Origin of the sequence: Flavobacterium sp. YO64 (assembly GCF_004119505.1) — a bacterium.
Lineage (GTDB): Bacteria > Bacteroidota > Bacteroidia > Flavobacteriales > Flavobacteriaceae > Flavobacterium > Flavobacterium oncorhynchi.
The window spans coordinates 40225-65486 of sequence record NZ_NRQV01000014.1 but is presented as its reverse complement, the minus strand read 5'-3'; the positions used below and the strand labels follow the sequence as shown (position 1 = coordinate 65486).

The 25262-nt window shown below is 33.2% G+C and carries 17 protein-coding genes and 1 tRNA gene; 5 read left to right on the top strand and 13 right to left on the bottom strand.

What is annotated here, in order from left to right; all coding sequences use genetic code 11:
* Window positions 1-1208 precede the first annotated feature (1208 nt).
* Window positions 1209-1712 (top strand): hypothetical protein, encoded by a 504-nt coding sequence (locus tag BOW57_RS11895; protein ID WP_129054517.1) that lies wholly within the window; start codon window positions 1209-1211, stop codon window positions 1710-1712.
* A gap of 121 nt (window positions 1713-1833) precedes the next feature.
* Here BOW57_RS11895 and BOW57_RS11890 read toward each other — a convergent pair whose 3' ends face one another.
* From BOW57_RS11890 to BOW57_RS11865, 6 genes are all read right to left on the bottom strand, one after another.
* Window positions 1834-3612 (bottom strand): long-chain fatty acid--CoA ligase, encoded by a 1779-nt coding sequence (locus tag BOW57_RS11890; RefSeq protein WP_129054515.1) that lies wholly within the window; start codon window positions 3610-3612, stop codon window positions 1834-1836.
* 158 nt (window positions 3613-3770) lie between these two features.
* Window positions 3771-4214, bottom strand: a complete 444-nt coding sequence (locus BOW57_RS11885) for a hypothetical protein (protein ID WP_089058735.1) — start codon at window positions 4212-4214, stop codon at window positions 3771-3773.
* 136 nt (window positions 4215-4350) lie between these two features.
* On the bottom strand, window positions 4351-6756 hold the full coding sequence (locus tag BOW57_RS11880) for a TonB-dependent receptor domain-containing protein (RefSeq protein WP_129054513.1): 2406 nt from the start codon (window positions 6754-6756) through the stop codon (window positions 4351-4353).
* A 308-nt stretch (window positions 6757-7064) separates the two neighbouring features.
* Window positions 7065-10718 (bottom strand): phosphoribosylformylglycinamidine synthase, encoded by a 3654-nt coding sequence (gene purL / locus BOW57_RS11875; RefSeq protein WP_129054511.1) that lies wholly within the window; start codon window positions 10716-10718, stop codon window positions 7065-7067.
* A gap of 222 nt (window positions 10719-10940) precedes the next feature.
* Complete coding sequence (locus tag BOW57_RS11870) at window positions 10941-11396, bottom strand: hypothetical protein (RefSeq protein WP_129054509.1); 456 nt, start codon at window positions 11394-11396, stop codon at window positions 10941-10943.
* A gap of 77 nt (window positions 11397-11473) precedes the next feature.
* Window positions 11474-12985 (bottom strand): hypothetical protein, encoded by a 1512-nt coding sequence (locus BOW57_RS11865; protein ID WP_129054506.1) that lies wholly within the window; start codon window positions 12983-12985, stop codon window positions 11474-11476.
* A 247-nt stretch (window positions 12986-13232) separates the two neighbouring features.
* Between BOW57_RS11865 and BOW57_RS11860 the strand changes: the two genes are divergently transcribed.
* The 4 genes from BOW57_RS11860 (at window position 13233) to BOW57_RS11845 (ending at window position 15673) form a co-directional block, all read left to right on the top strand.
* Window positions 13233-13664, top strand: a complete 432-nt coding sequence (locus BOW57_RS11860; protein ID WP_089053208.1) for a PaaI family thioesterase — start codon at window positions 13233-13235, stop codon at window positions 13662-13664.
* Between the two features lie 3 nt (window positions 13665-13667).
* Complete coding sequence (locus tag BOW57_RS11855; RefSeq protein WP_129054504.1) at window positions 13668-14732, top strand: chorismate-binding protein; 1065 nt, start codon at window positions 13668-13670, stop codon at window positions 14730-14732.
* Window positions 14733-14805: 73 nt separating this feature from the next.
* Window positions 14806-15522, top strand: coding sequence for a bacillithiol biosynthesis deacetylase BshB1 (gene bshB1, locus BOW57_RS11850; protein WP_129054502.1), 717 nt, complete (start codon window positions 14806-14808; stop codon window positions 15520-15522).
* A gap of 77 nt (window positions 15523-15599) precedes the next feature.
* Window positions 15600-15673 (top strand) — tRNA-His (locus BOW57_RS11845).
* Between the two features lie 138 nt (window positions 15674-15811).
* On the opposite strand, the gene BOW57_RS11840 is transcribed toward BOW57_RS11845, so the two are convergent.
* From BOW57_RS11840 to panB, 7 genes are all read right to left on the bottom strand, one after another.
* Window positions 15812-16663 (bottom strand): neutral zinc metallopeptidase, encoded by an 852-nt coding sequence (locus BOW57_RS11840; RefSeq protein ID WP_129054500.1) that lies wholly within the window; start codon window positions 16661-16663, stop codon window positions 15812-15814.
* Between the two features lie 88 nt (window positions 16664-16751).
* A complete protein-coding gene (locus tag BOW57_RS11835; RefSeq protein ID WP_129054498.1) occupies window positions 16752-20804 on the bottom strand; it encodes a PAS domain S-box protein in 4053 nt (1350 codons plus the stop codon).
* Window positions 20805-20897: 93 nt separating this feature from the next.
* Window positions 20898-21692, bottom strand: coding sequence for a hypothetical protein (locus tag BOW57_RS11830; RefSeq protein WP_129054496.1), 795 nt, complete (start codon window positions 21690-21692; stop codon window positions 20898-20900).
* A gap of 111 nt (window positions 21693-21803) precedes the next feature.
* A complete protein-coding gene (locus BOW57_RS11825) occupies window positions 21804-23132 on the bottom strand; it encodes an aldehyde dehydrogenase (RefSeq protein WP_129054494.1) in 1329 nt (442 codons plus the stop codon).
* Between the two features lie 74 nt (window positions 23133-23206).
* The gene (locus BOW57_RS11820; RefSeq protein ID WP_129054492.1) at window positions 23207-23896 is read right to left on the bottom strand and encodes an RluA family pseudouridine synthase; all 690 of its coding nucleotides are present in this window, start codon (window positions 23894-23896) and stop codon (window positions 23207-23209) included.
* 65 nt (window positions 23897-23961) lie between these two features.
* Entirely contained in the window at window positions 23962-24312 is a 351-nt protein-coding gene (locus BOW57_RS11815) for a four helix bundle protein (RefSeq protein WP_129054490.1), read from the bottom strand.
* Between the two features lie 96 nt (window positions 24313-24408).
* Window positions 24409-25227: a 3-methyl-2-oxobutanoate hydroxymethyltransferase gene (gene panB, locus BOW57_RS11810; protein ID WP_129054488.1), complete on the bottom strand. Its 819-nt coding sequence runs from the start codon at window positions 25225-25227 to the stop codon at window positions 24409-24411.
* Between the last annotated feature and the right edge of the window lie 35 nt (window positions 25228-25262).

The window sequence follows — 25262 nt, the reverse complement described above, 5'->3', positions numbered from 1 at the left end:
TCAGGCAGGAGCTTTATCGTCATTTTCATAGAGGCAGATTTATAAAGTGTGTCTCAGTAATGGTTAATTTGTTATAAAAATCACGTTTTATGTATGGTTTGTTAAATTAACATAAAATATACTATATTTGTATCTGTAATTAATAATAGAAAAATACATATGATACTTTTAGTAAGCAAAAATTTTGAACATTTAGCCGGAGATATTCCAGCTGAGGTGTTTGGATGCGTATGTATTTTTATGAAATTATAATGTAAAGTTTAGAGTTTAACTCATCATAAAATAGAAAAGCGTCCTCATTTCAGGGCGCTTTTTTTTGTTTTAGAGCATTTCGACTTCGGTAAAAAGCACTTCGACTTCGCTCAGTGTGACATCTAAGCAAACCATAACTAAAAATATTAAAAAAAATAATTGACCAAATGTTTAATGATTAATCAAAATAGCGAAATATAATCTTGAAAAGTAATCTGATGAGTAACAGTCATTTGATAAAAAGATAAATCTGCACCAGTTTGCGGACAGGGATTTCTTTGTTTTAATTTTAGGGTTAATTAATTGGTAATCAGTAAATTAATCTTAAAAAATATTTGGAAATATGATTTTTTAGATATTATCTTTGCCAGACAAAATTGAAACAAAGAGTTTCAAATTACAACAACAACAACAATTAAAAAAAATAAAACAATGAGTTTTAAATTATGCATATACAACCCAAGACTAGCAGCCGCAACTTCGAATAGCGAATGCTTTTACATATCGGTGCATCAATATAGGCAATAGGATAATTATATCTTATTTGTTATGAAGCACCTTTAATTGGGTGCTTTTTTTGTCTTAGTGACAAAGTAACAAAGGTGCAAAGATACAGAGACAAAAAAACTTAGTATCTCAGAACCTTAGAACCTCAGAAGCTTAATAAAAAAACAATAAAAATTTAAGGATGAATCAAAAAATAGGACTTAGGTCAGACTATAGTGGTCAAACAGATAAAGTGGAATTTAGTGAGTTGCCATTTGCCTCGAGAAGAAAGATGGATTTGGAACTTATTAACCTATGGAAGGAAAAGGTGAATTTTAGGAAGATTATATATATCATTTAGAGATATTTCTCTGTTAAAGCAATGGTGCTTTTGAACTTTTGTGATATTGGATTTCTTAGAAAAGTCTTCGATTTCCTGAGATTCCCAAGAATTACAAAATCAAAATACCATGAAAAACAATACATTACAACAATATAAAAACGCAATTAGAAAAAAATACGAGTTAGAAAAAGAAGGCAGATACTTTGATTATTTGTACAAACCTTCTCGTGGAAAACTTCGTGATTTATGCTGGTTGATTTTCGAAAATAACCCAACAAAAGAGGATTCAAATGTTTTTAGCAATCTCTTGGGCTTAGATTTCGATCATAGTAAGAAAAATAAGTTTAAGGAGAAGAAGGATAAGTTTAGACCTATCGAGACTTTCTTTAAAGGTGAAACAGATCCGTCAAACATCGATGCTATAAATATGGCTGCAATTTTGGTTGATTTTGAACCGCGTCCTTTTAAAAAGTTTTACGAAAACTCTAAAGTTGAAGAAACAAAACCAGTTAAACGGATTGAGAAAGCTAAAGCAGTTTTTGAAAAAAAGAGTTCTCTAAAAAAAGAAAAGGCTGAGAAAAAGTCTAAGAGAAGAAACTTCTTTAGAGATTTTAAAAGTATGTTTTTCTAGAAAACAGAAATTCGAAACTGCTAAGACGAAACTTGGTAAATTGAAGAGATCTTCAGTAAATAAAAAACGGCTGTCTAAAATTTTAGTCAGCCGTTTTCCTTTGGTTAATTATTTTGGAATTTTAATTGTGATCGTAGATTTTTGCGTAAAGATCTTTATAGATTTCTTTAATGATTTTACGTTTTAATTTTAGAGTAGGAGTAAGCTGTCCGCCATCGATCGACCAAACATCTGGAGTAAGTTCAAAACGTTTGATTTTTTCCCAGTTTCCAAATTTTTCATTGATACTTTCGACTTCTTCATTTATACGTTTGATTACGTCGGCATTTGCACTAATTGCTGCATCTGTAGTTCCTAAAGTAATTTTATGAATTTTAGCCCATTCTTTTACAAACTCAAAATTAGGCTGAATAAAAGCACCCGGCATTTTTTCACCATCACCAATTACCATAATCTGCTCGATAAAACGAGATTGTTTCATAGCATTTTCAATGATTTGCGGTGCAATATATTTTCCTCCTGATGTTTTGAACATTTCTTTTTTACGGTCGGTAATTTTTAAGAAACCTTCGCTGTCGATTTCTCCAATATCTCCCGTGTGGAAATAACCGTCTTGCAAAGCTTCGGCAGTTTTTTCAGGATCTTTAAAGTAACCCAGCATTACATTTGGCCCTTTGCAAAGAATTTCACCGTCTTCGGCAATTTTTACTTCGACGTTACGAATTGGTTTTCCAACAGTTCCAATTTTAAAACCTCTATTTCTTTGGTCGTTTACGGCAATTACAGGTGATGTTTCAGATAAGCCGTAACCTTCCATAACTGGAATTTCGGCAGCAGCAAAAACTCTTGTTAAACGAGGCTGCAAAGCGGCACTTCCAGAAACCATCAAATCTAAATTTCCTCCCAAACCTTCTTTCCATTTACTGAAAATAAGTTTACGGGCAATTTTTAACTGAAATTCATACCAAGCGCCATTGGCTCCGTATGGTTCATATTTTAAACCTAAATCAATAGCCCAGAAAAATAGTTTTTTCTTGATTCCTGTTAATTCGGCTCCTTTAGCATAAATTTTATCGTAAACTTTTTCTAAAAGTCTTGGTACAGCTGTAATTACATTTGGACGAACTTCTTTTAAGTTGTCGCTGATTTTTTCAATAGATTCTCCAAAATAAACTGAAATACCATAATATTGATAGATGTACAAAATCATTCTTTCAAAAATATGGCAGATAGGAAGGAAGCTTAAAGCACTGCTTTTTCCTGGATCAAACGGAATTCTTGGTGCACTATCTAAAACATTAGAAACAATATTTCTGTGCGAAAGCATAACACCTTTTGGGCGTCCTGTAGTTCCAGAGGTATAAATAATAGTGGCTAAATCGTCCGTTTTTATACTGTCTTTTCTTGCCTCAACTTCGGTTTGATTGCTTTGGTCTTCACCAAGTGTTAGTAATTCAGACCAATGTTTGCAGCCTTCAATTTCATTAAAAGAATAAACTTCTTTTAGAGTTGGCACATTTGCTTTGATAAGATTTACTTTTTCAAGTACTTCTACATCCGAAACAAAGCAATAAATACTGCCGCTATGGTTCAAAATATATTCGTAATCTTCCTCAGAGATTGTTGGATAAATAGGCACGTTTTGCGCACCAGTCTGCTGGATACCAATATCCATAATATTCCACTCAGTACGGTTGTTTGAGGTGATTAGGGCAATTTTATCATCTTTTTGAACACCCATGCGCAATAATGCTCTCGAAACAGCATTTGCTTTTGCAATATATTCCTGGCTAGATGTTTTTTCCCAGACTCCATTTTTTTTAGTTGCTAAAGCAACCGGAAGATCGTAAGTTTCTTGTTGATAATAGGGAAAATCAAAAAGGCGTGTGATTGAAACCATGTTTAATATATTGAATTTTATCGCAAATTAAATAAAAATTAGGTATAATTTTTAATTTTATGGAATTTTATGGGAAAATTTATAGGTACTTTTAAAAATCAACGAAAACGTTTTCTTTTTTGTAGTAAATTTTAGAAAAAACAAGAATTATTTATTTTCTAAGAGCGTTTTTTCGATTCAGAATCTTCAGAATAATCTTTGATTCGTTCGCCCATTATAAACATTTTTTTCTTGTTGAAATGAATTGAAAATTGTACATAAATCCAATCTTCTTCATTATTAGGTTTGTACCACATAGTATACGAAGCACTGTTGTAACCTTCTTTAAAAATTGGAATACCGTCTTCAGAACATTCGATTCCCCAGTTTATACTTTTTTTTGATAAATCTTCGTATTGAAAAGTTCCTGTTCCATTAGCATTCAATTGTACAATTGGCTCGGTTTTTCCTTCGTATAAAAAGGTGCCTTCAATTGGATAACCAATTTTTGTTGTAATAAAATGATCGTGAATTTTATATCTTATTTTGTCAATCTTAATTTGGGCATGCGATTGAGCTGCGACTAGAAATAGCGCATAAAGGAGTGCTTTGTAAAATTTCATTCTATGTAGGTTAATTTGTTTTTGGAATGCGCCAAAAAGTTCTTGGGCTCGAACTTTTTGGCGAATATAGTTCAAATTTCAGTAGAAATTAGAATCCAAATTACAAGAATGAATATTTTTATTTTTGAGTAAAAAACTATTCTGTAGAGAATTGATTTTCTAATAGTTTTTCTTTAAAATCAGATTTAAAAGTATAAGCAAAAGTCAGCATAAATGCACGAGTATCTGATTTATTAGTTCTATTGTTGCTAAATAGTAAAGTATTGTTTTTGTAACCGCTTTCGAGTGTGTTAAACATATCGGTAACAACCAAACCTAAACGAGCGTTTCCTTTTCCAAGTTTTTGCTGAAAACCCATATCAACATTATAAACCGGAATTCTTTTTCCTTGTGCTGTTGTTAAAGCCGAATTGTAATTTCCGATAATCTGAAGTTTTCCGCCTTTCCAAGGAACAAAATTATTGATAATTTTTCCGTACCAGCTAAAAGCGTTTTTCACCACATCTTGAGTTAGGTTTGTGGCATCTATTTTTTGTTCAAAAGCTGTTAAACTAATATTAGCATCATAAAAAGAGAATGGTTTTAAGGTGAAGATAGTTTCTAAGCCATAAGTTATCGTACTTCCTATGTTTCTTGGCTGCAGTAAAATTACACCATTGTCCTGCAATTCGGCATATTGTCTAATCGCGTCTTTTGCATTTCGGTAAAAAGCATTGGTCGAAAAAGAATAATTTTCCCAGTTTTTATTGTAGCTTACTTCTGCGATATGAATAATTTCAGGTTTCAAATAAGGATTTCCGCCATGAGGATTTAACGCATCAGTAATATCTATAAACGGATTTAAATCGTCTAAATCTGGACGGTTAATACGCTTGCTGTAACCAAATTTTATAAACTCATCTGGTTTTAAATTCATTTGTAAAGAAGCTGATGGAAATAGTTTTAAATAATGATTTGAAAAATTATCAGTATTGTTCTGCGTTTCACCCTTATTTGAAACCTGCTCTGCGCGAAGTCCTAAATTATATTTCCATTTCGGATTGTCTGTTTCGCCAATAAACGAATTCAACATTCCGTAAACAGCATTTATTTGTTCGTTGTATTTAAAAGTATTGCTTGCCAAAGGATTAACAATATATTCGCCATTTGTCAAATCAGCACTTTCAAAGTCTGAGTCAAAAAAACGAAACGTTCCTTTATATCCAGTTTCTACAATTGATTTTTCAGATACTGGAACCGTATAATTTACAATAGCATTCGAGATGTTTTCATTTGTATAATTATGAGTTCTTTGCCATGCAGTATCACCTATTTGTTGTTTATAAGCGTCATAATTATAAGTGTCGATATCAGTGTTTTCTTTGTGTTTGTTGAAAGAAGAAGTAATACTTGCATTTAGACTTTTTCTGTCGTCAGAAAATTTTCGATCATAATTAAAAGCAAGTTCCCCCACTTTTGTGCGTTCCAATTCTAAAGAGTGACGTTTGTTGCTCGAAAAAAACTGATTTGCACTTGTGTTTACCTGCGTGTACAAAGTTTCGTCATTGTCTTGATTTTCTAAATTTCCGAGTGCTTCAAATGAAAAGCTGTTTTTGTCATTTGGAGTAAAATCGACGTTAAATTTCAAGTTTTGCAAACCTTCTGTACGAGCATCATCTCTATTTTGATGAATGTAATGTTCATCGTCTATGAGAAAATTAGTTCGATCAGCATTTATCTTTTTGGTTCTGCCGGCAAAACGATTATCGTAGGCTAAACCAAAATTCCATTTTTCAGTTTTATGATTTAACAATACAGAGCTGTTGATTCTTCCTTTGGCACCAAAACCAGTTCCTAAAACTACCGCTCCGTTTATCCCTTTTTGATTGTTCTTTTTAAGTTTAATATTTATAATTCCGCTTTCAGCATTAGCGTCATATTTTGCTGTTGGATTGCTTATGACTTCAATGCTTTCAATGCTGCTTGCCGCAATCTGATCCATATTTGTAATGGCTGAATTTTTACCATTAATCAAAATCATTGGCGATTTTCCTCTAAGTGTTATACCGCCTTCAGCATCTACTGCAACAGTCGGAATACTTTTTAACATATCAGTCGCCGTTCCGCCAGACTGAGAAATGTTAGAAGCCGCATTAAAAACAAATCCTTCATCTGTTTTCTGAATTTGTTTTCGCTGAGATTTTACAACAACATCATTTAGTAAATTGGTGTCGGTTTGCAATTTGATGGTTCCAATAGAAATCGGACTGTCAGATACTTTTATTTTTTGAGAAACAGTTTTAAAACCAATTAACTTAAATTGAAGTTGATAATCTCCAGATTGAATGTTTTCTAAGGCAAAGTTTCCTAAAACATCGGTTACGGCATAATTGGCTGTTTTGGTAGAATCGCTGGCGCTTTTTAGAACCACATCAACAAATTCGACGGGAAGTTTTCCGTCGGTGATATTTCCTTTTATAGCAGCGGTTTTTTGACCAAAAGAAAATTGGCTTATAGTAAATAAGAGAATCAGCAGGGATAATTTTTGGATCATATTTTTCATGAAACAAAGATATTTACCAGAATGTTCACGCTTGCTTAAGCTGTCTTAAGATACCATTAAATTAATCTTAGAATAGTTTTAAATAGTTTAGTTAGCCACGAATTACACGAATTTCCACGAATGCATTGTGTGTAAAAGTTTGCCACAGATTAAAAGGATTCTCACAGATTATTTTTTGACAATGAAAAAAAAATCATTTTAATCCTTATAATCTGTGGCTAAAAAAAATAATTCGTGAAAATTCGTGAAATTCGTGGCTATAAAAAAACGCCCGATAAATTCGGGCGCTTTTAGTAAAAATATATTTCTTAGTTTTTCTCAATCCATTTTCTGGCATTAACAAAAGCTTCGTGCCAAGGCGAAACCTCGTCATTTCTGTCTTTTGGATAATGCGCCCAGTTCCATTGGAAAGTTGAACGCTCAATATGAGGCATCATAACTAAATGTCTTCCTGTTTTGTCACACATCATTGCCGTGTTGTAATCGGAACCGTTAGGGTTTGCAGGATAACCTTCGTAAGCATATTTAGAAACAATGTTGTATTGATCTTCTGAATAAGGCAATTTGAATTTACCTTCTCCGTGAGAAACCCAAACTCCTAAAGTGCTTCCAGCCAAAGTTGACAACATAACTGAATTGTTCTCCTGAACCGTTACAGAAGTAAAGATACTTTCGTGTTTGTTACTTTCGTTATGGTGCATTTTTCCGTGAACTTCATGTTCTGGATTAATCACTTCCAATTCCATAAACAACTGACATCCGTTACAGATTCCAACAGATAAAGTATCTTCTCTTTTGAAGAATTTATCTAAAGCTGTTTTTGCTTTTTCGTTGTATAAGAAAGCGCCAGCCCAACCTTTAGCAGAACCTAAAACGTCAGAGTTAGAGAATCCTCCAACAGCTCCAATAAACTGAATATCTTCAAGAGTTTCACGACCAGAAATTAAATCGGTCATGTGAACGTCTTTTACGTCAAATCCAGCTAAGTACATTGCATTTGCCATTTCACGCTCAGAATTACTTCCTTTTTCACGAATAATAGCCGCTTTTGGTCTTGGTTTCGAAGCGTCGATTTCTGGTTTCTTTCCTGTAAAATGTGCAGGGAAAGTATAATTTAAAACCTGATTTTTATAGTTTTCGAAACGAGCTTTTGCAGTTCCGTTTTTAGATTGTTTTTGATCTAATAAATAAGAAGTTTCAAACCAAACATCTCTGTAAGTTGGAATATCTAATTTGTAAGCTCCAATTTCTAAAGTTGCAGTTTCTTGAACTGAACCGATTTTGAAGAATTCAATATTGTTAGCATTCAATTTAGCTTCAACAGCTGCGTCAGATTTAGCTTGGAATACGATTCCGATGTTTTCTGCAAAAAGGATTTTCAATAAATCTTTTTCTGCAAAAGCGCTGAAATCAATTTTTGCTCCAAGATTCACATCAGCAAAACACAATTCTAATAAAGTAGTGATTAAACCACCGCTTCCGATATCGTGTCCAGCTAAAATTTGGCTTTCGCCGATTAATTCCTGAATGGTATTAAAAGCGTTTTTGAAGAAAGAAGCGTCTTTAATTGTAGAAGTTTCGTTTCCGATTGTATTTCTGATTTGTGCAAAAGATGAACCTCCAAGTTTGAAATCATCCTGAGACAAATTGATATAATAAATAGAATCTCCGTTTTTCTGTAAAACTGGTTCCACTACTTTTCTAATATCGGTACAGTTTCCTCCAGCTGAAATAATAACCGTTCCTGGCGCGATTACTTCGTCGTTTGGATATTTTTGTTTCATCGAAAGTGAATCTTTTCCTGTCGGAATATTGATTCCCAATTCGATTGCAAATTCTGAACAACCTTCAACTGCAGCGTACAAACGAGCGTCTTCACCTTCGTTTTTACAAGCCCACATCCAGTTTGCAGATAATGAAATTCCTTTTAACTGATCTTTAATTGGCGCCCAGATAATGTTTGATAACGATTCTGCGATTGCATTTCTAGATCCTGCAACTGGATCAATTAAAGCAGCGATAGGAGCGTGCCCAATAGAAGTTGCAATTCCTTCTTTACCTAAATAATCCAAAGCCATAACACCGACATTATTTAAAGGCAATTGTAAAGGTCCCGCATTTTGTTGTTTCGCTACTTTTCCTCCAACGCAACGGTCCACTTTGTTAGTCAACCAGTCTTTTGAAGCAACGGCCTCTAAACGTAAAACGTCTTTTAAATAGGTTTCAAAATCTGCAGCGTTGTAAGCAACATCAGCATATTTTCTATCGATAGTTTTATCTGTCATTACCGTTTTTGGAGAACTTCCGAAGAAATCTTCTAAAGCGTAATCCATCGGCTTTGAGCCATTTGATTTTGATTGAAAAGTAAAACGGTGATCTCCCGTTACATCTCCAACCTGATACATTGGCGAACGCTCTCTATCAGCGATTCTTTGTAAAGTATCAATATCTTTTTGACCGATAACCAATCCCATTCTTTCCTGAGATTCGTTACCGATAATTTCTTTTGCAGAAAGCGTTGGATCTCCAACAGGTAATTTGTCTAAATCAATTAAACCTCCAGTTTCTTCCACCAATTCCGAAAGACAGTTTAAGTGTCCTCCAGCTCCGTGATCGTGAATAGAAACAATTGGATTATTGTCGCTTTCTACTAAACCACGAATCGCGTTTGCGGCACGTTTTTGCATTTCAGGGTTTGAACGCTGAATGGCATTTAATTCGATTCCTGAACCGAAAGCTCCAGTATCTGCAGAAGAAACTGCAGCACCACCCATTCCGATTCTATAATTTTCTCCACCAAGAATTACGATTTTATCGCCTTCTTGTGGTTTCTTTTTAATGGATTGATCTAACTTTCCGTATCCAATTCCTCCCGCTTGCATGATTACTTTATCGTAACCAATTTTACGGTCGTTTTCTGAATGTTCGAAAGTTAAAACAGAACCTGTAATAAGCGGTTGACCAAATTTATTTCCGAAATCAGAAGCTCCGTTTGAAGCTTTGATCAAAATATCCATTGGAGTTTGGTACAACCATTTTCTTTCTTCAAGAGCGTTTTCCCATTTTCTGTCATCGTTTAAACGAGAATAAGATGTCATATAAACTGCAGTTCCTGCTAATGGTAATGAACCTTGTCCTCCTGCTAAACGGTCACGAATTTCTCCTCCAGAACCTGTTGCAGCACCATTGAAAGGCTCAACTGTGGTTGGGAAATTGTGTGTTTCGGCTTTTAATGAGATAACCGAATCAAATTCTTTTATTTCGTAAAAATCAGGTTTATCTGCCGATTTTGGTGCAAATTGCTGCACTTTTGGTCCTTTTACAAAAGCAACGTTGTCTTTGTAAGCAGACACAATATCGTTAGGATTTTCCTGAGATGTTTTTTTGATTAATTTGAAAAGAGAAGTCTCTTTTTCTTCACCGTCAATAACAAATGTTCCGTTGAAAATTTTATGACGGCAGTGTTCTGAATTTGCTTGTGAGAAAGCAAAAATCTCAGAATCCGTTAATTTTCTTCCTAATTTAGTTGAAAGATTGTTTAAGTAATCTACTTCTTCGTCACTTAAAGCTAAACCCTCAGCTTTATTGTAAGTGGCAATATCATCTATTTCCAGAATTGGTTCAGGCTGAATGTTGATAGTGAAGATTTCTTGATCTAATTCGTTGAATTTTTGAAAAAGCATCGGATCAAAATCAGTGAAATTTTCCGTTGCTGGATGAAATTCCTCAATTCTGATAATGCCCGGAACACCCATGTTTTGAGTGATTTCTACAGCATTTGTGCTCCATGGTGTGATCATAGTGGCGCGAGGACCAACAAAAAAACCCGTCAATGCGGATTTTTCGATCTTATTCGAGTCGGCAAAAAGCCAGTTTAATTTTGAAATGTCTTGAGCTGAAATTTCGTTTTGCGTCTGTACGGCAAAAACAGTTTTGCTTTGGTTTTCAAAGAAATGGATCATTGTTTTGTGTAGTTTGTTGTATTGAGGTGCAAATTTAATGTAAATAAATAGCAAGCGCAAATTTGATAACAAACTCTTTTAATGTTTTTTTGCCACTTAAGATACAAAGGCACAAAGTTTAGTTAAAAATGATTAATCGTACTGTTTGCCATTTCGGCTAGGAGAAATCTCTGCGAGTAGCCCGACAAAGATTTGGACTATTCAAATGTTATATCACTAAAGCTAATTAATTTTTGTTAGGATCATTGAGGTGCTCATATTTTCTCCATTGAAATCTGCATCCCTTTTCCCTGAAAGACTGAATGCCAAAAGCATTTTAGTGTCATTTATAAACTTTATTATACCCAAGATTCTGCCTTTTTCAATAAGTTTGTTATTCTCTACTATTGATGCTATAAAATCAATTGTAAATGGGGATTTTGAATAATCGATAGTATATTTTAGTTCACCTGATTTACTATCATTTTTTCCGCCTCTGATTATAAATTTTTTTCCATCGATAAATTCACCGCTAATTGTTAATGAGGCATAATTATCTTTAGTAAAAATAAATTTACCCTGATTTCCATCAGAATCTATTCCAGACCATTCTCCAATAATTTTAGAAGTAGTTTGTGAGAAAGCACAACCAGAGAAAAGTACTATAAGTACTAAAATTATTCTTTTTGAAAATTTCATTTTAGAAATGTATTAAATATAGTTTTTGAATAGGACTTTGCGTCTTAGCGTCTTTGTGGCAAAAATTGCAAAACTCTTTATTTCGGAAATTCAGCACTTTGATAAGCACCTAAATCCGGTGGTGAAGTTCTCGTAATTCCTAAAATATCCTGCAGAATTATATAGGACTGATTTCCTTTCGCGAAAGCGGCAGAAGTTTTATCGATGTTGAATTTATTCTGAGAAACATTATAAAAATTCGGGTTTTCATTGAGAATGATGTTGCTGTAATGTTCCGTATCCGTTTTAAATTGATAATCAGGATTTGTTGTTGAGCTGTTGAATTTTAAAAGACAATTATTTAATTGATAAACAAATGGTGCGTTTGGTTTTTTACTTAAGTTAAATTCGTTCGTATTTGAACCATAAATTATGCAATTATTAAAAGCTGCCTGCGTCAACGCATTTGTTTCGGGCACTTTGCCTGCCAAACTATTGCTTATATTAACTGCAAATTGTGAGTTGCTTTGCCAATTGTTATTAAAAGTGCAATGCGTAAAATTATAATTTCCGCCGTAAACACAGGATAAACTACCTAGGCCGGCATAATTTATAACTAGATTTTCTCCGTTAATTCGGGCGTTTTGTGCTAAAATTCCATATTTAGCACAATTATAAATTTGGGTATTTTTAATTTGAATTGTGTTAACTGAATTTCTAATATCTAATCCTGTAATCGCATTTTTTAAAGTTAAATTTTTGATTGAATGGTTATTACTGCCGTTTTCAAGAATAACCGATTTCCATTGTCCAGGAATATCCGAATAAAGAGATTCTAATCGATCGCCTTCAAAAATAACTTCATTTTCTAATTTTTCTGTTGTTGAAGTAGTTCCGTTAATTTGAAGAGAAGCGTTCTTGCCAACATATAATCCTGAGTTGGTATGAAAGTGAATTCTTGCGCCAGCTTCAAAAGTGACTGTTTTGTTTTCTGGAACTCCTGCGTAACCATAAACTACATAAGGTTTTTGTTTGGTAAAAAGTAATTCATTTCCGTTTACAGGATCATTTTCTTTGAGATAAAATCCATCAACATCTTTGCCGTCAATTTTGATTTTCTCTTTTGTTCCGTTTGGATTTTGATTCGGATATAAAAAAACAGCATCCTGAATTAAGGTCACCAAAGCGACTTGCTGCAGATTTGCGCCGCTGTCAAATTGAATTTCATCGGTATATAAAAAATCGGCTGGATTTGCATCTGTAATATCTGCCGTAGTTTCAATAAAAATGTACAAACTGTCTTTTGCTAAAAGCGTAACATTGTTGAAAATTTTACCATTATTGCCACTCATACCATCAACAGTCATTCGGTATTTTGAACTTAGTCCTTTTTTGAATTGTACTACTGGAATTGATATGTCGTTTTTGCTTCGATTGTAAACTTTTAGTTGATAGGTGCTTGAGCCAATATTTTTAAAAACGGTGTCCAAATAAACGGTGTCTTTAGAAAACTTTAAATCTCCAGAACTGGCAACGGTATCAAAGTCAGTTCGGCAGGAACTGAAAACTAGAATTAAACCCAGAAAGAAGATTGCAAAGTATTGACGCATTTAAAAGTTTTTTTTAGCCACAGATTAAGAGGATTAAAAAGATTTTCCGGAATAGGTTAAAAAATAAATCTATGTTAATCTGTGTTAATCTGTGTAATCTGTGGCAAAAAAAATCAGCCATAGATTTGATTGTTTTTGTAAAAATAACAAAAAACTTACACGTTTGAAGTTGAATTTTAAATTTTAGAATTGGATTTTAGATTTATGTCTTATCTTTCTTTAATTTTACGATTTTAAAGTTTATTTAATGAATTATACAAAAGAACAGATTTTAGCGTACTGCAATGAGTTTTCTAAAAATACATTGATGGAAACGCTGAAAATAGAATATATCGATGCTGGCGAAGATTTTTTAACTGCAAAAATGCCTGTAAACCCAAGTGTCCATCAGCCAATGGGATTATTGCACGGCGGGGCTTCTGTAGCTTTGGCGGAAAGTGTTGGAAGTGCAGCTTCGCATTTTTTTATTAATGCGAAGGAACAAGAAGTTCGCGGTATCGAAATTTCGGCAAATCATTTAAAAAGTATTCGTGAGGGTGTTGTTTTTGGAACTGCTCGAATTATTCATAAAGGCAGAAGTCTTCATCTTTGGGAAATTAAAATTACGGATGAAGCAGGAAATTTGATTTCGCTTTGCAAATTGACGAATATGGTTTTGGATAGAAAGAAAAGTGAATAAATTATGAATCCATTTTTCTTGAAAATTAAAAAACATAAAGAACTAAATTTACCTTTTGTACTTTATTCAAAACCCAATACTACTGATCTTATAGTTGTTTTGCAACAAAATAACACTTTATATACTGTTTCAGATTACAGCGAAAAAGGATTTGTGTTCGCTTCTTTTGATGAAAAACAACTGGTTCTGATTCCTGAAAATGAATCGGAAATTATTACTACTGAAAAAGAGCCGACTTCATTTGAATCCATCGAAGTTGATGATTTAAATTTTGATGCTGAAGCTAAATTTCAATACGAATATTTGGTTGCACAGGGAATTCAAGCAATCAAAAATGAAGAGTTCAAAAAGGTAGTTTTGTCACGAAGTGAAGAAGTCCCTTTAGTTGAATTTGATTTTGCTGCAGCTTTTCAGCATTTGGTTCAATTATATCCAGCAACTTTTTGTTATTGCTTTTTTCATCCGAAAATAGGACTTTGGATGGGAGCAACGCCTGAAAAACTGCTTAAAGCAAATGAAAATGTTTTTGAAACAATGGCATTGGCGGGAACGCAGAAAGATGATTTGCAAACTGAAATTGTCTGGCAGCAAAAAGAAAAAGACGAACAGCAATTTGTGACTGATTTTATTGTAAAAAGGCTTAGAGAATTTACAGCTTCGGTTGTAGTTTCTGAACCATATAGTTTAAAGGCGGGTTCTATCTGGCATATTAAAACGGATATTTCGGGAGTTTTAAAGGATAAATCAACTTTGGAAGAAGTCATTGATACGCTTCATCCAACGCCAGCAGTTTGTGGTTTGCCAAAGAAAAAAGCAAAATCATTTATTATTGAAAACGAAAATTATGATCGTACTTTTTACAGCGGATTTTTAGGAGAGCTTAATAGTGATTTTGCTGGAAAAAATGTAAGCTCTGATTTATTTGTAAATTTACGATGTATGCAGATTCAGGAAAACAAAGCCATTTTGTATATGGGCTGTGGTATTACAAAAGAAAGTATTCCAGAAAAAGAATGGGAGGAAAGCGTCAATAAATCAATGACGATGAAGAGAGTTTTAAAAATATAGAGAAAGAATAGTTTCAAGTTTCAGGTTTTACGTTCTATGCGTAACCTGAAACTTGAAACCTGAAACAAAAATTATGAAATTAGATATATTAGCTTTTGGCGCACATCCTGACGATGTAGAATTGGGTTGTGCTGGAACAATTTTAAAAGAGGTTTCTCTAGGGAAAAAAGTTGGTGTTGTTGATTTAACACGCGGCGAATTAGGAACACGCGGAACTGCTGAAACTAGAGATGAAGAAGCAAAAGCTGCAGCAAAGATTTTAGGAGTTGTTGTTCGTGAAAACTTAGGGCTTCGTGACGGCTTTTTTGTAAATGATGAAAAACACCAATTAGAAGTCATTAAAATGATTCGCAAGTACAAACCTGAAATTGTGCTATGCAACGCTGTTGATGATCGTCATATCGATCATGGAAAAGGAAGTAAATTAGTTTCTGATGCTTGTTTTTTATCAGGATTGGTGAAAATAGAAACTTCTATAGATGGAAAGCAGCAGGAAGCTTGGAGACCAAAAGTGGTTTATCATTATATTCAATGGAAAAATATTGAACCAGATTTTGTAGTTGATATTACTGGTTTTGAAGAAAAGAAGATCGAATCAATTTTGGCTTATAAAACACAATTTTACGATCCAAATTCAAATGAACCTGCGACACCAATTACGAGTAAAAACTTTTTAGAAAGTGTAAAATATCGTGCGCAGGACTTAGGACGTCTAGTTGGTAAAGATTTTGCCGAAGGTTTTACTGTTGAAAGGTGTTTGGCAGTCAATAGTTTAGAGAATTTGATTTAATTTTTATGAAAATTTTTCATTTTTTTCTTTGTAGAACTGAACCTTTGTTCTATATTTGCACTCGCTAAGCAAAAATGGTGGTTGTAGCTCAGCTGGTTAGAGTAGCGGTTTGTGGTGCCGCGGGTCGCCGGTTCGAACCCGGTCAGCCACCCAGATTTAAAGCCTTGAAGAAATTCAAGGCTTTTTTTGTGCGTTTATTTTTTTTAAAAATCACTTATATAGTTTGAACAAAAAAAAGCATGACAGTTACATCATGCTTTTTGGTTGGTTATTATATTTGGTTGGTGTATTATCGAATTTCGTCAAAAGTATTTCCCTGCTTAATATCGCCGGTTTTAAAACCTTTTTTAAACCAATACATTCTTTGTTCTGATGTACCGTGTGTAAATGAATCAGGAACTACCTGACCTTGCATTTTGCTTTGTATTGCATCATCTCCAACAGCATTAGCTGCACTTAAGGCTTCTTCTATGTCTCCTTCGTCCAGCGTTTCCTGATTGTCATGTGCCCATACTCCGGCATAAAAATCAGCTTGCAGTTCTAAGGCTACCGAAAGTTTATTGGCTTCGGCTTGACTTTTACCTTCTTGTGCCTGATGCATTTTTTCAGAGGTTCCTAGTAATGTTTGCACGTGATGGCCAATTTCATGCGCTATAACATACGCAATTGCAAAATCACCGCCCTCAGCACCAAATTTAGATTTTAGTTCTTCAAAGAAGCCTAAATCCATATATACTTTTTGATCGCCCGGACAATAAAACGGTCCGGATGCTGATGAAGCTCCGCCGCAAGCAGTATTTACAGAGCCTTTAAAAAGCACTAATTTTGGGTTTTTATAAGTCATGCCATTTTCGGCAAATATTTTGCCCCAGGAATCTTCAGTTTTAGCTAAGACAGATCTAACAAAATGTCCCATTTCTTCATCTTCCTTACTTAATGGAGCGGCTGCTTCAGTTTGTGTCTGCTGTCCGCCTTGCATTTGTTCTAAAACGGGCGTAATAAACTGCGCATTTTCGCCGCCAAAAACATTTACTAACAAAATAATGATACCGATAATTCCGCCTCCAACGGCTACTTTTCCGCCAGAAATTGATCTTCTGTCTTCAACGTTATCACTTTCTCTGCTTCCTTTCCATTTCATACTTTGTTGTTTTTTAAAAAGTTATGTTTGTTGTACGAATTTATATATTTTTTGGGAATTACATGTTATTGGAGGTAATTTACTTTTTTTATTTCAACCATTTTGCCAAAATTTCTTCTACAATACCTTTCATAATAGGCTTTGAGATATAGTCGTTCATTCCTGCTGTTATGCATTTATTTCGTTCTTCTTTTTCGGCACCTGCCGTTACGGCAATTATGGGTGTATGCTCTCCCGTTATTGTGCTTCTTATAGCTTTGGTGGTTTCATATCCATTCATAATTGGCATTTGGATGTCCATAAAAACAAGTGTCGGATTAATGCTTTCAAATTGTTTTACAGCTTCGTAGCCATTTTCACATTCGTAAATAATAGAATTGCTGTATAAATTTGAAATGATGGTTTTTAGCAGCAACATATTAACTTTGTTGTCCTCAACGATTAAAAATTTAATTTTCTCATTGTTTGAACTATTGTTAATTTGGTCGTACTCTGAGTTTAAAGTTTTGAGTTTAGTGTTGTTTTTTTCTGTCCCGCTTTGATTTCTGGTTTTTAGATTTAAATCGAAGAAAAAATTACTTCCTTCACCAATTTTGCTTTCCAGCTGCAGTCGGCTGTCCATTAAAGCTAATAACTGATTGGATATTGTTAATCCCAATCCAGTTCCTCCAAATTTTCTAGTTGTAGAGCTGTCCGCTTGCGAAAAAGCTTTAAATATTTTTTTCTGATTTTTTTCAAGAATTCCAATTCCTGTATCTATAACAGAGAAACGCATTATGCAATTGTTGTTCTTTGTTTTTTTAACAACAGAAACATCTAGTCTAATGGAGCCTTCGTTGGTAAATTTTACGGCGTTTGATAGCAGATTAATTAATATCTGTTTTAATCGGACAATATCTGTCCAGATGTATTTAGGAACTTCTGGATCGATATTTAATTCAAGTTGAAGATTCTTTTGATTAGATTCAAAAATAATTAAATCAAAAACTTGTCCTAGTACTTTTTTAATGTCGTATAAGTCGATAAAGAGTTCAAGTTTTCCAGCTTCAATTTTAGAAAAATCTAGTATGTCGTTTATGATTTCTAATAAGGAATGGGCAGATTGATTAATAGTTGTGGTATACTTTTCCTGAATTCCTTCGAGTTCAGTTTGCATCAATAAATGTGTAAAACCAATTATACCATTTAGAGGTGTTCTGATTTCATGTGATATATTAGCAAGAAAATCTGATTTTGATTTGTTTGCAGCTTCCGCCAGTTGTTTTGCTTTTATGGCATCTTCTGTCACTTTTTTATTTGTAATGTCAAAATAAATACCACCTACAAATTCTATTTCGTCTCCTTTTTTTATTACATCGCCAAACTCTTCGATCCAAATATATTCGCCGGTTTTTCTTTTAATTCGGTAAACATTATGAAGCGGAATTCCGTTTTGAAGATTGTGAATTTGATTCTTAATTACTTTTTCACGATCGTTGTGGTGAATAAGTGATAAAAAGGATAAGTTGTTTTCTATGAATTCAGCTTTAGAATAACCAGTTAAGTTTTTTATTTCGTCGTTTAGGAAGATTTTGGTAGATATTGCATCAAATTTTGACAAGTAAACTGTTCCTGGAATATTGTTGGCAATTAACTTAAATTTCTCTTCGCTTTCTAGGATTTTGGCCTCATTTTGATTTCGCTCGAGGGCTGATGAAATATTATTGGCTAAAACCTGAAAGATGTAAATTTCTTCTTCAGACCATTTTCGTTCAGAAGTGCAGTCGTCAAAGCCTATAAATCCTGTAAAAACATCATTGATATACAAGGGCAGAATCAGAATTGATTTTATTTGATTGTCAAGTAAAAGTTGTTTGAAAAAGGTTTTTTTGAGTTTACGTGTATACGTTTTCAAAATACTTTTGTTAAGGACTGCCTTATGAATTTCTTTTAGATTGTCTTCTGTTAATTGTTTTAATGGTGTTATTTGATGTTCTACACCGTTTCTCGACCATTTGTATTTTTGAGTAAAAGTATTGGTCAAAAAGTCTTTTTCATAATAAAACATATGATCTGCTTTTGAGGCTTTTCCTATTAGATCATATGTTTCCTGAAACATTTCTTCGGTAGATTTGCTAAGTAAAAATTTCTCTGTACAAAGAGAAAGTGCTGAAAGCAACTGACTTTTGAATTCTAATTTACGTTCTGCATCTAATCTCATTTGCGATGAAATTGCAAGTGAAATTACATCTGAAATGGTTTTGGCGTAGTTAATGTCTTCATTGTCCCAATCTCTTTTTTCTTCTGTGCTTTCAAAACAAACTACACCAACCAGTTTTCCGTTCAAGAAAATAGGAACGTCCAGCATTGATTTGATGTTGTTTTTTGTAAAGTACAGCCTCTGAAATTCTGATGTTTCTAATTTATTAAAAACATCTGGAGCGTTTATGACAACTTTATTTTTTAGCGTTTCAAAATAGATTGGATAAGATTCCTGATCTAATATATTTTTGTCACTTGGACTTTGATTGTCGCCGCTGAATAAGTTTTTGCAAGTAATTAAGTCTTTTCGGTATTTCCAGAAGCTGACTCTGTTTGATTTGCTTACTATCGATGCTTCTTTGATAATGTAGTCAAGAACTGTGTTTAAATTGTGGTATTTGCTAAAGTCAGCAGTTGATAGTTTTTTTGTAGAGTTATTGTATGCTTCAATTTTTTCGAGACGTCTTTTTTTCTCATTTTCAGCATTTTTAGTTTCGGTAATATCTCTTGCAATTCCTGCATAACCAGTTGTTTGACCTAAATCATTTTTACGGATAATAATATTTTGAGAAATCCATATTTCCTGCCCATTTTTCTTTAAAATCGGAATCTCGATCGTAGGGAATTTGTTTTCGTTGACTACAATATTTTCATAAAAATCTACGGCGCTTATTGAGTGGCTTTCGTGAATGAAATTTGAATAATGGTGTTTTAATATTTCATTTTCGGTGTAGCCTAGAAGTGTGTAAGCAAATTCATTTATGAATGTAAAATTACCATCGGCATCAATTTCAAAAATAATATCTCTTGCTGTCTGAATTAGGTTTTTGTATTGGTCTTGTACATTAAATTGCTCTGTAACGTCCTGTCCGATACTTATAATTAGATCTTCAGTAAATTTTTTATCTTTCCATTGAATGTGTTTGTATTCGCCGTTTTTACTTTTCAGCTTCCATGTGTAAGTTTTGTTTTCTTCACGATCAAGTATCGGTTCTTTTTCATTTTGCTGATTTTCTTTTGCAAAGTGCCAAAAGTTTAAGCCAATAACTTCTTCTGGCTGATATCCCAAAATAGAAGAAATGGTCTCGCTGCAAAATAGTATTTTGCCTTTTTGGTTTGTTGCAATTGTTAATGAACTTCCTTTTTGAACAATTTCATTTGCAAATCTATAGTTGTCATCATTGTTTGATAAAACGGCATATTTTACATGATTAACAATGAAAATTAAAATGCAAAAATTAATTAATAAAACAGAAGATTTTATTGGAATTAAATGAAAGGAAACGGTCGCAAGAAGAAATATAAACGTTAGGCCTACAAAAAACCAGTATATTTTTATTGGTTTTAAAATGTTGTACGAGAAGAAAAAGGAAATTAAAAAAACAATAACAGGAACAACATCGGTACTGAGGCGAACAATATTATAACATACATAGCTTATGTATATAAAAAAGCAAGTAATAAATATGTTTTGAATTTTGTCGCGCAGCCATTTTATTTTGTCTACCAGCAGATAAATAAATAAAACGAAGAATCCAATCGAAACATTTGTAACTAATAAGCTTTTGGGGCGGATTTTGAAAATCTCATTAATGATCTCGATTACAATAACCGCAATTCCAAAAAATAAAATGTAAAGCTGATATTCTTTTTTAGCTGTCTCGGCTTCTTTTGTTTTTTCAATAAAATACCCAATTTTAGTTTTAATTTTAAAAAACTGGTAGATTAATAATGCTAAAAAAGCAGCTAATGAAAGTCCGAGTATAATAAGTTTTGGACTATTGAAAAAAATAATGTCGGGGCTGAGAGCGTATGATTTTGTCATAATTGATTTCAGAGAATTACCAAAAGCGGTAATTCCTGAAATCAATACATTGAAAAAACTATAGCTTTCCGTCATAGATTTTGAGAGAGTTAGTTTTCGTAAATAACATTTTAAAAAATTCAAATAAAAAGACCTGTTTGAACTCTTTCTATTTGAATTTTTTGTTTTTTATTCGAAATCAGATTGTCCGATAGAGTCAATTGAATCTTGCTCTTCTTCTTCACTGAAAATTGAAAAATAAGTCGCATAGGTAATTGATGTATTGAAAACAGCTGTAAAAATAACGCCAACACAACAAGCTACAAGACCTACTAATGATCCAAGAAATCCAATTATAAATAGGCAAAATATTATAACAGGGTTTTTGCTTACCAATATTATACTTGATTTAATAGCATCTATGGCTTTTAAATCGCCAAAAATGATTAGTGGAATTGTAAAAAATGTGAAAAAATTGATGAATAAAGATACTCCTGTTCCTAGATATCCTAAGCCTAAGCTTTCTGTAGAGTAAGAAATTCCATTAGTAACAAGCCCTATAATAAAAGCAACTGCAAACAATTGAAGAAAATAAGGAGCTCTATAATAAGTGAAAATTGTTGAAACATTAAATTCTTCATCTTTATCTGCACAATCAGCCATTTTTAAGAATCCTGCGCCCAAAGGAGCAAATACTGCGGTAACTGCAGCAAGTGAAACGGCAGTTATTACTTGTTGAATGTAGCTTAAGTTTTGAATTTGAAAATTTTCTAAGGAATTCTCAGATAAGCTTTTAACGCCATAAAAAGTTACAGCTAATCCCATAATTACAATTACTACTACGACTGAAAATACTAGAATTATAAGCCCGGAATACAATGAGATTTTTTTGAAATTTTCGAGGGCATAGTTGAAAATAGTCGAAAAATCTATTGAATAGCCATTTTTTTTGATGTCTTCAATTTGGTCAAGTGTAGCTTTCATTTTAAGAGTAAAATTGTTAAATATAGTTTGTGTTTGGTACCATAATAGTCAATGGTAAATATAATATATTTAATCAATTTCGTCTAAAAATCCTAAAATTGTTTTTGCTTCTTAAATCCAGCTTAATACCCTTTTTATTGAAGCTAATTTGTCTTTGTAAGGAGCGTAACGCATTGGTAAATCAAGCCAGTTTGCTTTTTTTACAATTGCTTTATGATGAGAGAAAGTATCAAAACTCATTTGACCATGATAAGCCCCGATACCGCTGTGCCCGACACCGCCAAAAGGAAGTCTTTTGTTCGAAAAATGAATAACAGTGTCGTTGATACATCCGCCTCCAAAAGAATAGCTTGTGATCATTTTTTTTGCAAAAGATTTATCGTCGCTAAAAACATAAAAGGCGAGAGGTTTTTCGTAACGACTGATCACGTTATGAATGTCGTCTTCGGTTTCATAAGCAAGAATTGGCAAAATTGGACCAAAAATTTCTTCGCTCATTACCGGGCTGTCTAAACTTGGTTCTTCAATTAGGGTAGGAGATATGTAAAGCTTGTCGGCATTAGTTTCACCTCCAAAAATTACTTTATCACGTTCAATCATTTGATCTAAGCGCACCCAGTTTTTTGTATTAATAATACGCGCAAAGTCAGGAGATTTATCTATTTTTTTGCCATAAGCTTTTATGATTTCTTCCATTAAGAAAGTAATGAAATTTACTTTCATGTTTTTTTGAATCAAAATATAATCTGGTGCAATACAAGTTTGTCCCGCATTAATAAATTTTCCCCATACAATTCGCTTTGCTGCTAATTTTAGATTGGCAGTTTCATCAATTATACAAGGGTTTTTTCCGCCTAGTTCAAGAGTTACGGGAGTAAGATTTTCGGCAGCAGCCTTGGCAATGACTTTTCCAACAGTAACACTGCCGGTAAAGAAAATATAATCCCAGCGTTTGGCTAGTAATTTATTGGAAACTTCTACGCCGCCCTCAAAAACTTCGACGTGGTTAATATGAAAAGTTTTTTCAATAAGTTTTGCAATTATTGCAGAAGTATGCGGAGTAAGTTCTGATGGTTTTAAAACAACTCTGTTTCCTGCTGCAACGGCAGCAATAAGCGGACATAAAGCTAATTGAAAGGGATAATTCCAAGGAGCAATAACCAATACATTTCCGTAAGGTTCTTTATAGATGTAATCTGTAGAAGGAAAATTAAGCAAAGAAGGAAAAATTCGTTTTGGTTCTGCCCAAGTATTAATATTTTTGATCGTATCTTTTAGTTCTGAAATGACATAATTTGTCTCTGTCAGGACAGCTTCAAATTCTGGCTTTTTAAAGTCATCGTACAAAGCTTGTACAATTAAATATTCGCTTTTTTGAATGTTATACAATAACTTTTTGAGCGTTTCTTTTCTGTACCCGATGTCGTTTTTATAGTCCATTTTATGATCAGCTTGTTTTTCTCTATGCAAGTTAATCGATAAAATTTAAAAAATTAACAATTATATCATAAAAATCAAATGGCATTCCAAACCGTTTCGTCAGGTGTTGGCGCTATGATAGTTATGTTTTCTTTTGATACAGGATGAATAAAAACCAATTTTCTGGCATGAAGATGAATACCACCGTCAGGATTACTTCGGTCAAAACCATATTTCAAATCACCTTTTATGGGAGATCCAATTGCGGATAATTGAGCACGAATTTGATGATGACGTCCTGTATGAAGATTAATTTCCAGCGCCGTATAATTTTGAAGTTCTTTGATTATTTTATAATCTAAACTAGCTAGTTTGCTGTCTGGAACCTCTTTTAAATGTGCTTTTGAAGTGTTATTCTTTTCGTTTCTTTTTAAATAATGAACCAATTTAGCAGACGCTTCTTGAGGTTTGTTTTTTACAACTGCCCAATACGTTTTTTGAGTTTCACGATTACTGAACAATTCATTCATTCGAGACAATGCTTTACTGGTTCTCGCAAAAACAACAATACCTGTTGTGGGACGATCTAAACGATGAATCACACCCAAAAAAACATCTCCAGGTTTATTGTATTTGTCTTTTATGTATTCTTTTACAATATCAGATAATGGTTTATCTCCCGTTTTATCGCCTTGAACAATATCGCCTACGCGCTTATTAACTACAATAATGTGATTGTCTTCGTGAAGAACTTGGAGATTGTTTTTATCTGAAATAATTTTCATAATTAGACTGGCTTAGACTGCTTAGATTTTTAGACTGACTTAGATTTCTTAGATTTTAGTTTTTTTTACAATAAAGTTGCTCTAAACCTAGAAGTCATTTTAGTGATTTCTTCTAGTATATTAATTAGTTCTGTTGTGTTTTCTTCATTTAGAAAGCCTAAATCAGATGAAATCAAAAGTTGAGTTTCAACTTCATAAGCAGATCCAATTGCAATTTCTAAAAATCTAGCAAAATCTTTATTCGAATTTCTCGAAGAACCTTCAGCTATATTTGAAGGAATGGATACAGCTGCTCTTCTTAATTGATTAATTATTCCAAACTTTTCATCATGAGGAAAAGTTGATGTTATTGAATATATTTTAGAACAAAATAATCTACTTTTTTTCCAAATCAAAAGTTCTTTGAATTGATGCATAATTTTAGATTTATATATTTCTAGACTTCTTAGATTTTTAAAAGAATAAAAAAATCTAAGAAGTCTAGAATCTAAGAAGTCTAAGATAGTCTAGACTTAATATTGTTCATTAGAATTTGGGAAATCACTAGACTTAACATCGGCTGCATATTGACCAATAGCTTTTGTCATTTCGTCGTATAGATTTAAGTAACGGCGTAAAAAACGCGGACTAAACTCGTTGTTCATTCCTAACATATCATGAATGACTAAAACTTGTCCGTCAACACCGCCTCCAGCACCAATTCCTATAACTGGAATTGAAATACTTTCAGCTACTTTTTTAGCTAGATCGGCAGGGATTTTCTCCAGAACAACTCCAAAGCAACCAATTCTCTCCAGCATTTTAGCATCTTCAATTAATTTTTCTGCTTCAGCATCTTCTTTTGCGCGAACGCTGTAAGTTCCAAATTTATAAATTGACTGAGGAGTTAAACCCAAATGCCCCATAACTGGAATACCTGCGTTTAGTATTTTTTTAATTGATTCTTTAATTTCTTTTCCGCCTTCAAGTTTTACTGCATGTCCTCCGCTTTCTTTCATAATTCTGATAGAAGAGCGTAAAGCTTCTTTTGGGTCAGATTGGTAGCTTCCAAAAGGTAAATCTACTACAACCAAAGCTCTTTCGACAGCACGAACTACAGACGAAGCATGATAGATCATTTGGTCTAAAGTAATTGGCAAAGTCGTTTCGTGACCCGCCATAACATTTGATGCAGAATCACCCACCAAAATCACATCGACTCCTGCGGTATCAACAATTTTAGCCATTGTATAATCATAAGCGGTAAGCATAGAGATTTTTTCTCCGTTGCTTTTCATTTCTATTAATGACTTTGTTGTGATTCTTTTATAATCTTTTTTTGCTACTGACATTTTATTTTTTTTTGATGATGTAAAAGTATTGAATA

Bases quoted from the DNA above. Each gene is read 5' to 3' on its own strand.
- panB (WP_129054488.1), bottom strand. From the start codon at position 25,227: ATGTCAGTAGCAAAAAAAGATTATAAAAGAATCACAACAAAGTCATTA.
- BOW57_RS11885 (WP_089058735.1), bottom strand. From the start codon at position 4,214: ATGAAATTTTACAAAGCACTCCTTTATGCGCTATTTCTAGTCGCAGCT.
- BOW57_RS11825 (WP_129054494.1), bottom strand. From the start codon at position 23,132: ATGGACTATAAAAACGACATCGGGTACAGAAAAGAAACGCTCAAAAAG.
- BOW57_RS11835 (WP_129054498.1), bottom strand. From the start codon at position 20,804: ATGACGGAAAGCTATAGTTTTTTCAATGTATTGATTTCAGGAATTACC.
- BOW57_RS11895 (WP_129054517.1), top strand. From the start codon at position 1,209: ATGAAAAACAATACATTACAACAATATAAAAACGCAATTAGAAAAAAA.
- BOW57_RS11820 (WP_129054492.1), bottom strand. From the start codon at position 23,896: ATGAAAATTATTTCAGATAAAAACAATCTCCAAGTTCTTCACGAAGAC.
- BOW57_RS11860 (WP_089053208.1), top strand. From the start codon at position 13,233: ATGAATTATACAAAAGAACAGATTTTAGCGTACTGCAATGAGTTTTCT.
- BOW57_RS11830 (WP_129054496.1), bottom strand. From the start codon at position 21,692: ATGAAAGCTACACTTGACCAAATTGAAGACATCAAAAAAAATGGCTAT.
- purL (WP_129054511.1), bottom strand. From the start codon at position 10,718: ATGATCCATTTCTTTGAAAACCAAAGCAAAACTGTTTTTGCCGTACAG.
- bshB1 (WP_129054502.1), top strand. From the start codon at position 14,806: ATGAAATTAGATATATTAGCTTTTGGCGCACATCCTGACGATGTAGAA.
- BOW57_RS11815 (WP_129054490.1), bottom strand. From the start codon at position 24,312: ATGCATCAATTCAAAGAACTTTTGATTTGGAAAAAAAGTAGATTATTT.
- BOW57_RS11870 (WP_129054509.1), bottom strand. From the start codon at position 11,396: ATGAAATTTTCAAAAAGAATAATTTTAGTACTTATAGTACTTTTCTCT.
- BOW57_RS11880 (WP_129054513.1), bottom strand. From the start codon at position 6,756: ATGAAAAATATGATCCAAAAATTATCCCTGCTGATTCTCTTATTTACT.
- BOW57_RS11855 (WP_129054504.1), top strand. From the start codon at position 13,668: ATGAATCCATTTTTCTTGAAAATTAAAAAACATAAAGAACTAAATTTA.
- BOW57_RS11890 (WP_129054515.1), bottom strand. From the start codon at position 3,612: ATGGTTTCAATCACACGCCTTTTTGATTTTCCCTATTATCAACAAGAA.
- BOW57_RS11840 (WP_129054500.1), bottom strand. From the start codon at position 16,663: ATGAAATGGAAAGGAAGCAGAGAAAGTGATAACGTTGAAGACAGAAGA.
- BOW57_RS11865 (WP_129054506.1), bottom strand. From the start codon at position 12,985: ATGCGTCAATACTTTGCAATCTTCTTTCTGGGTTTAATTCTAGTTTTC.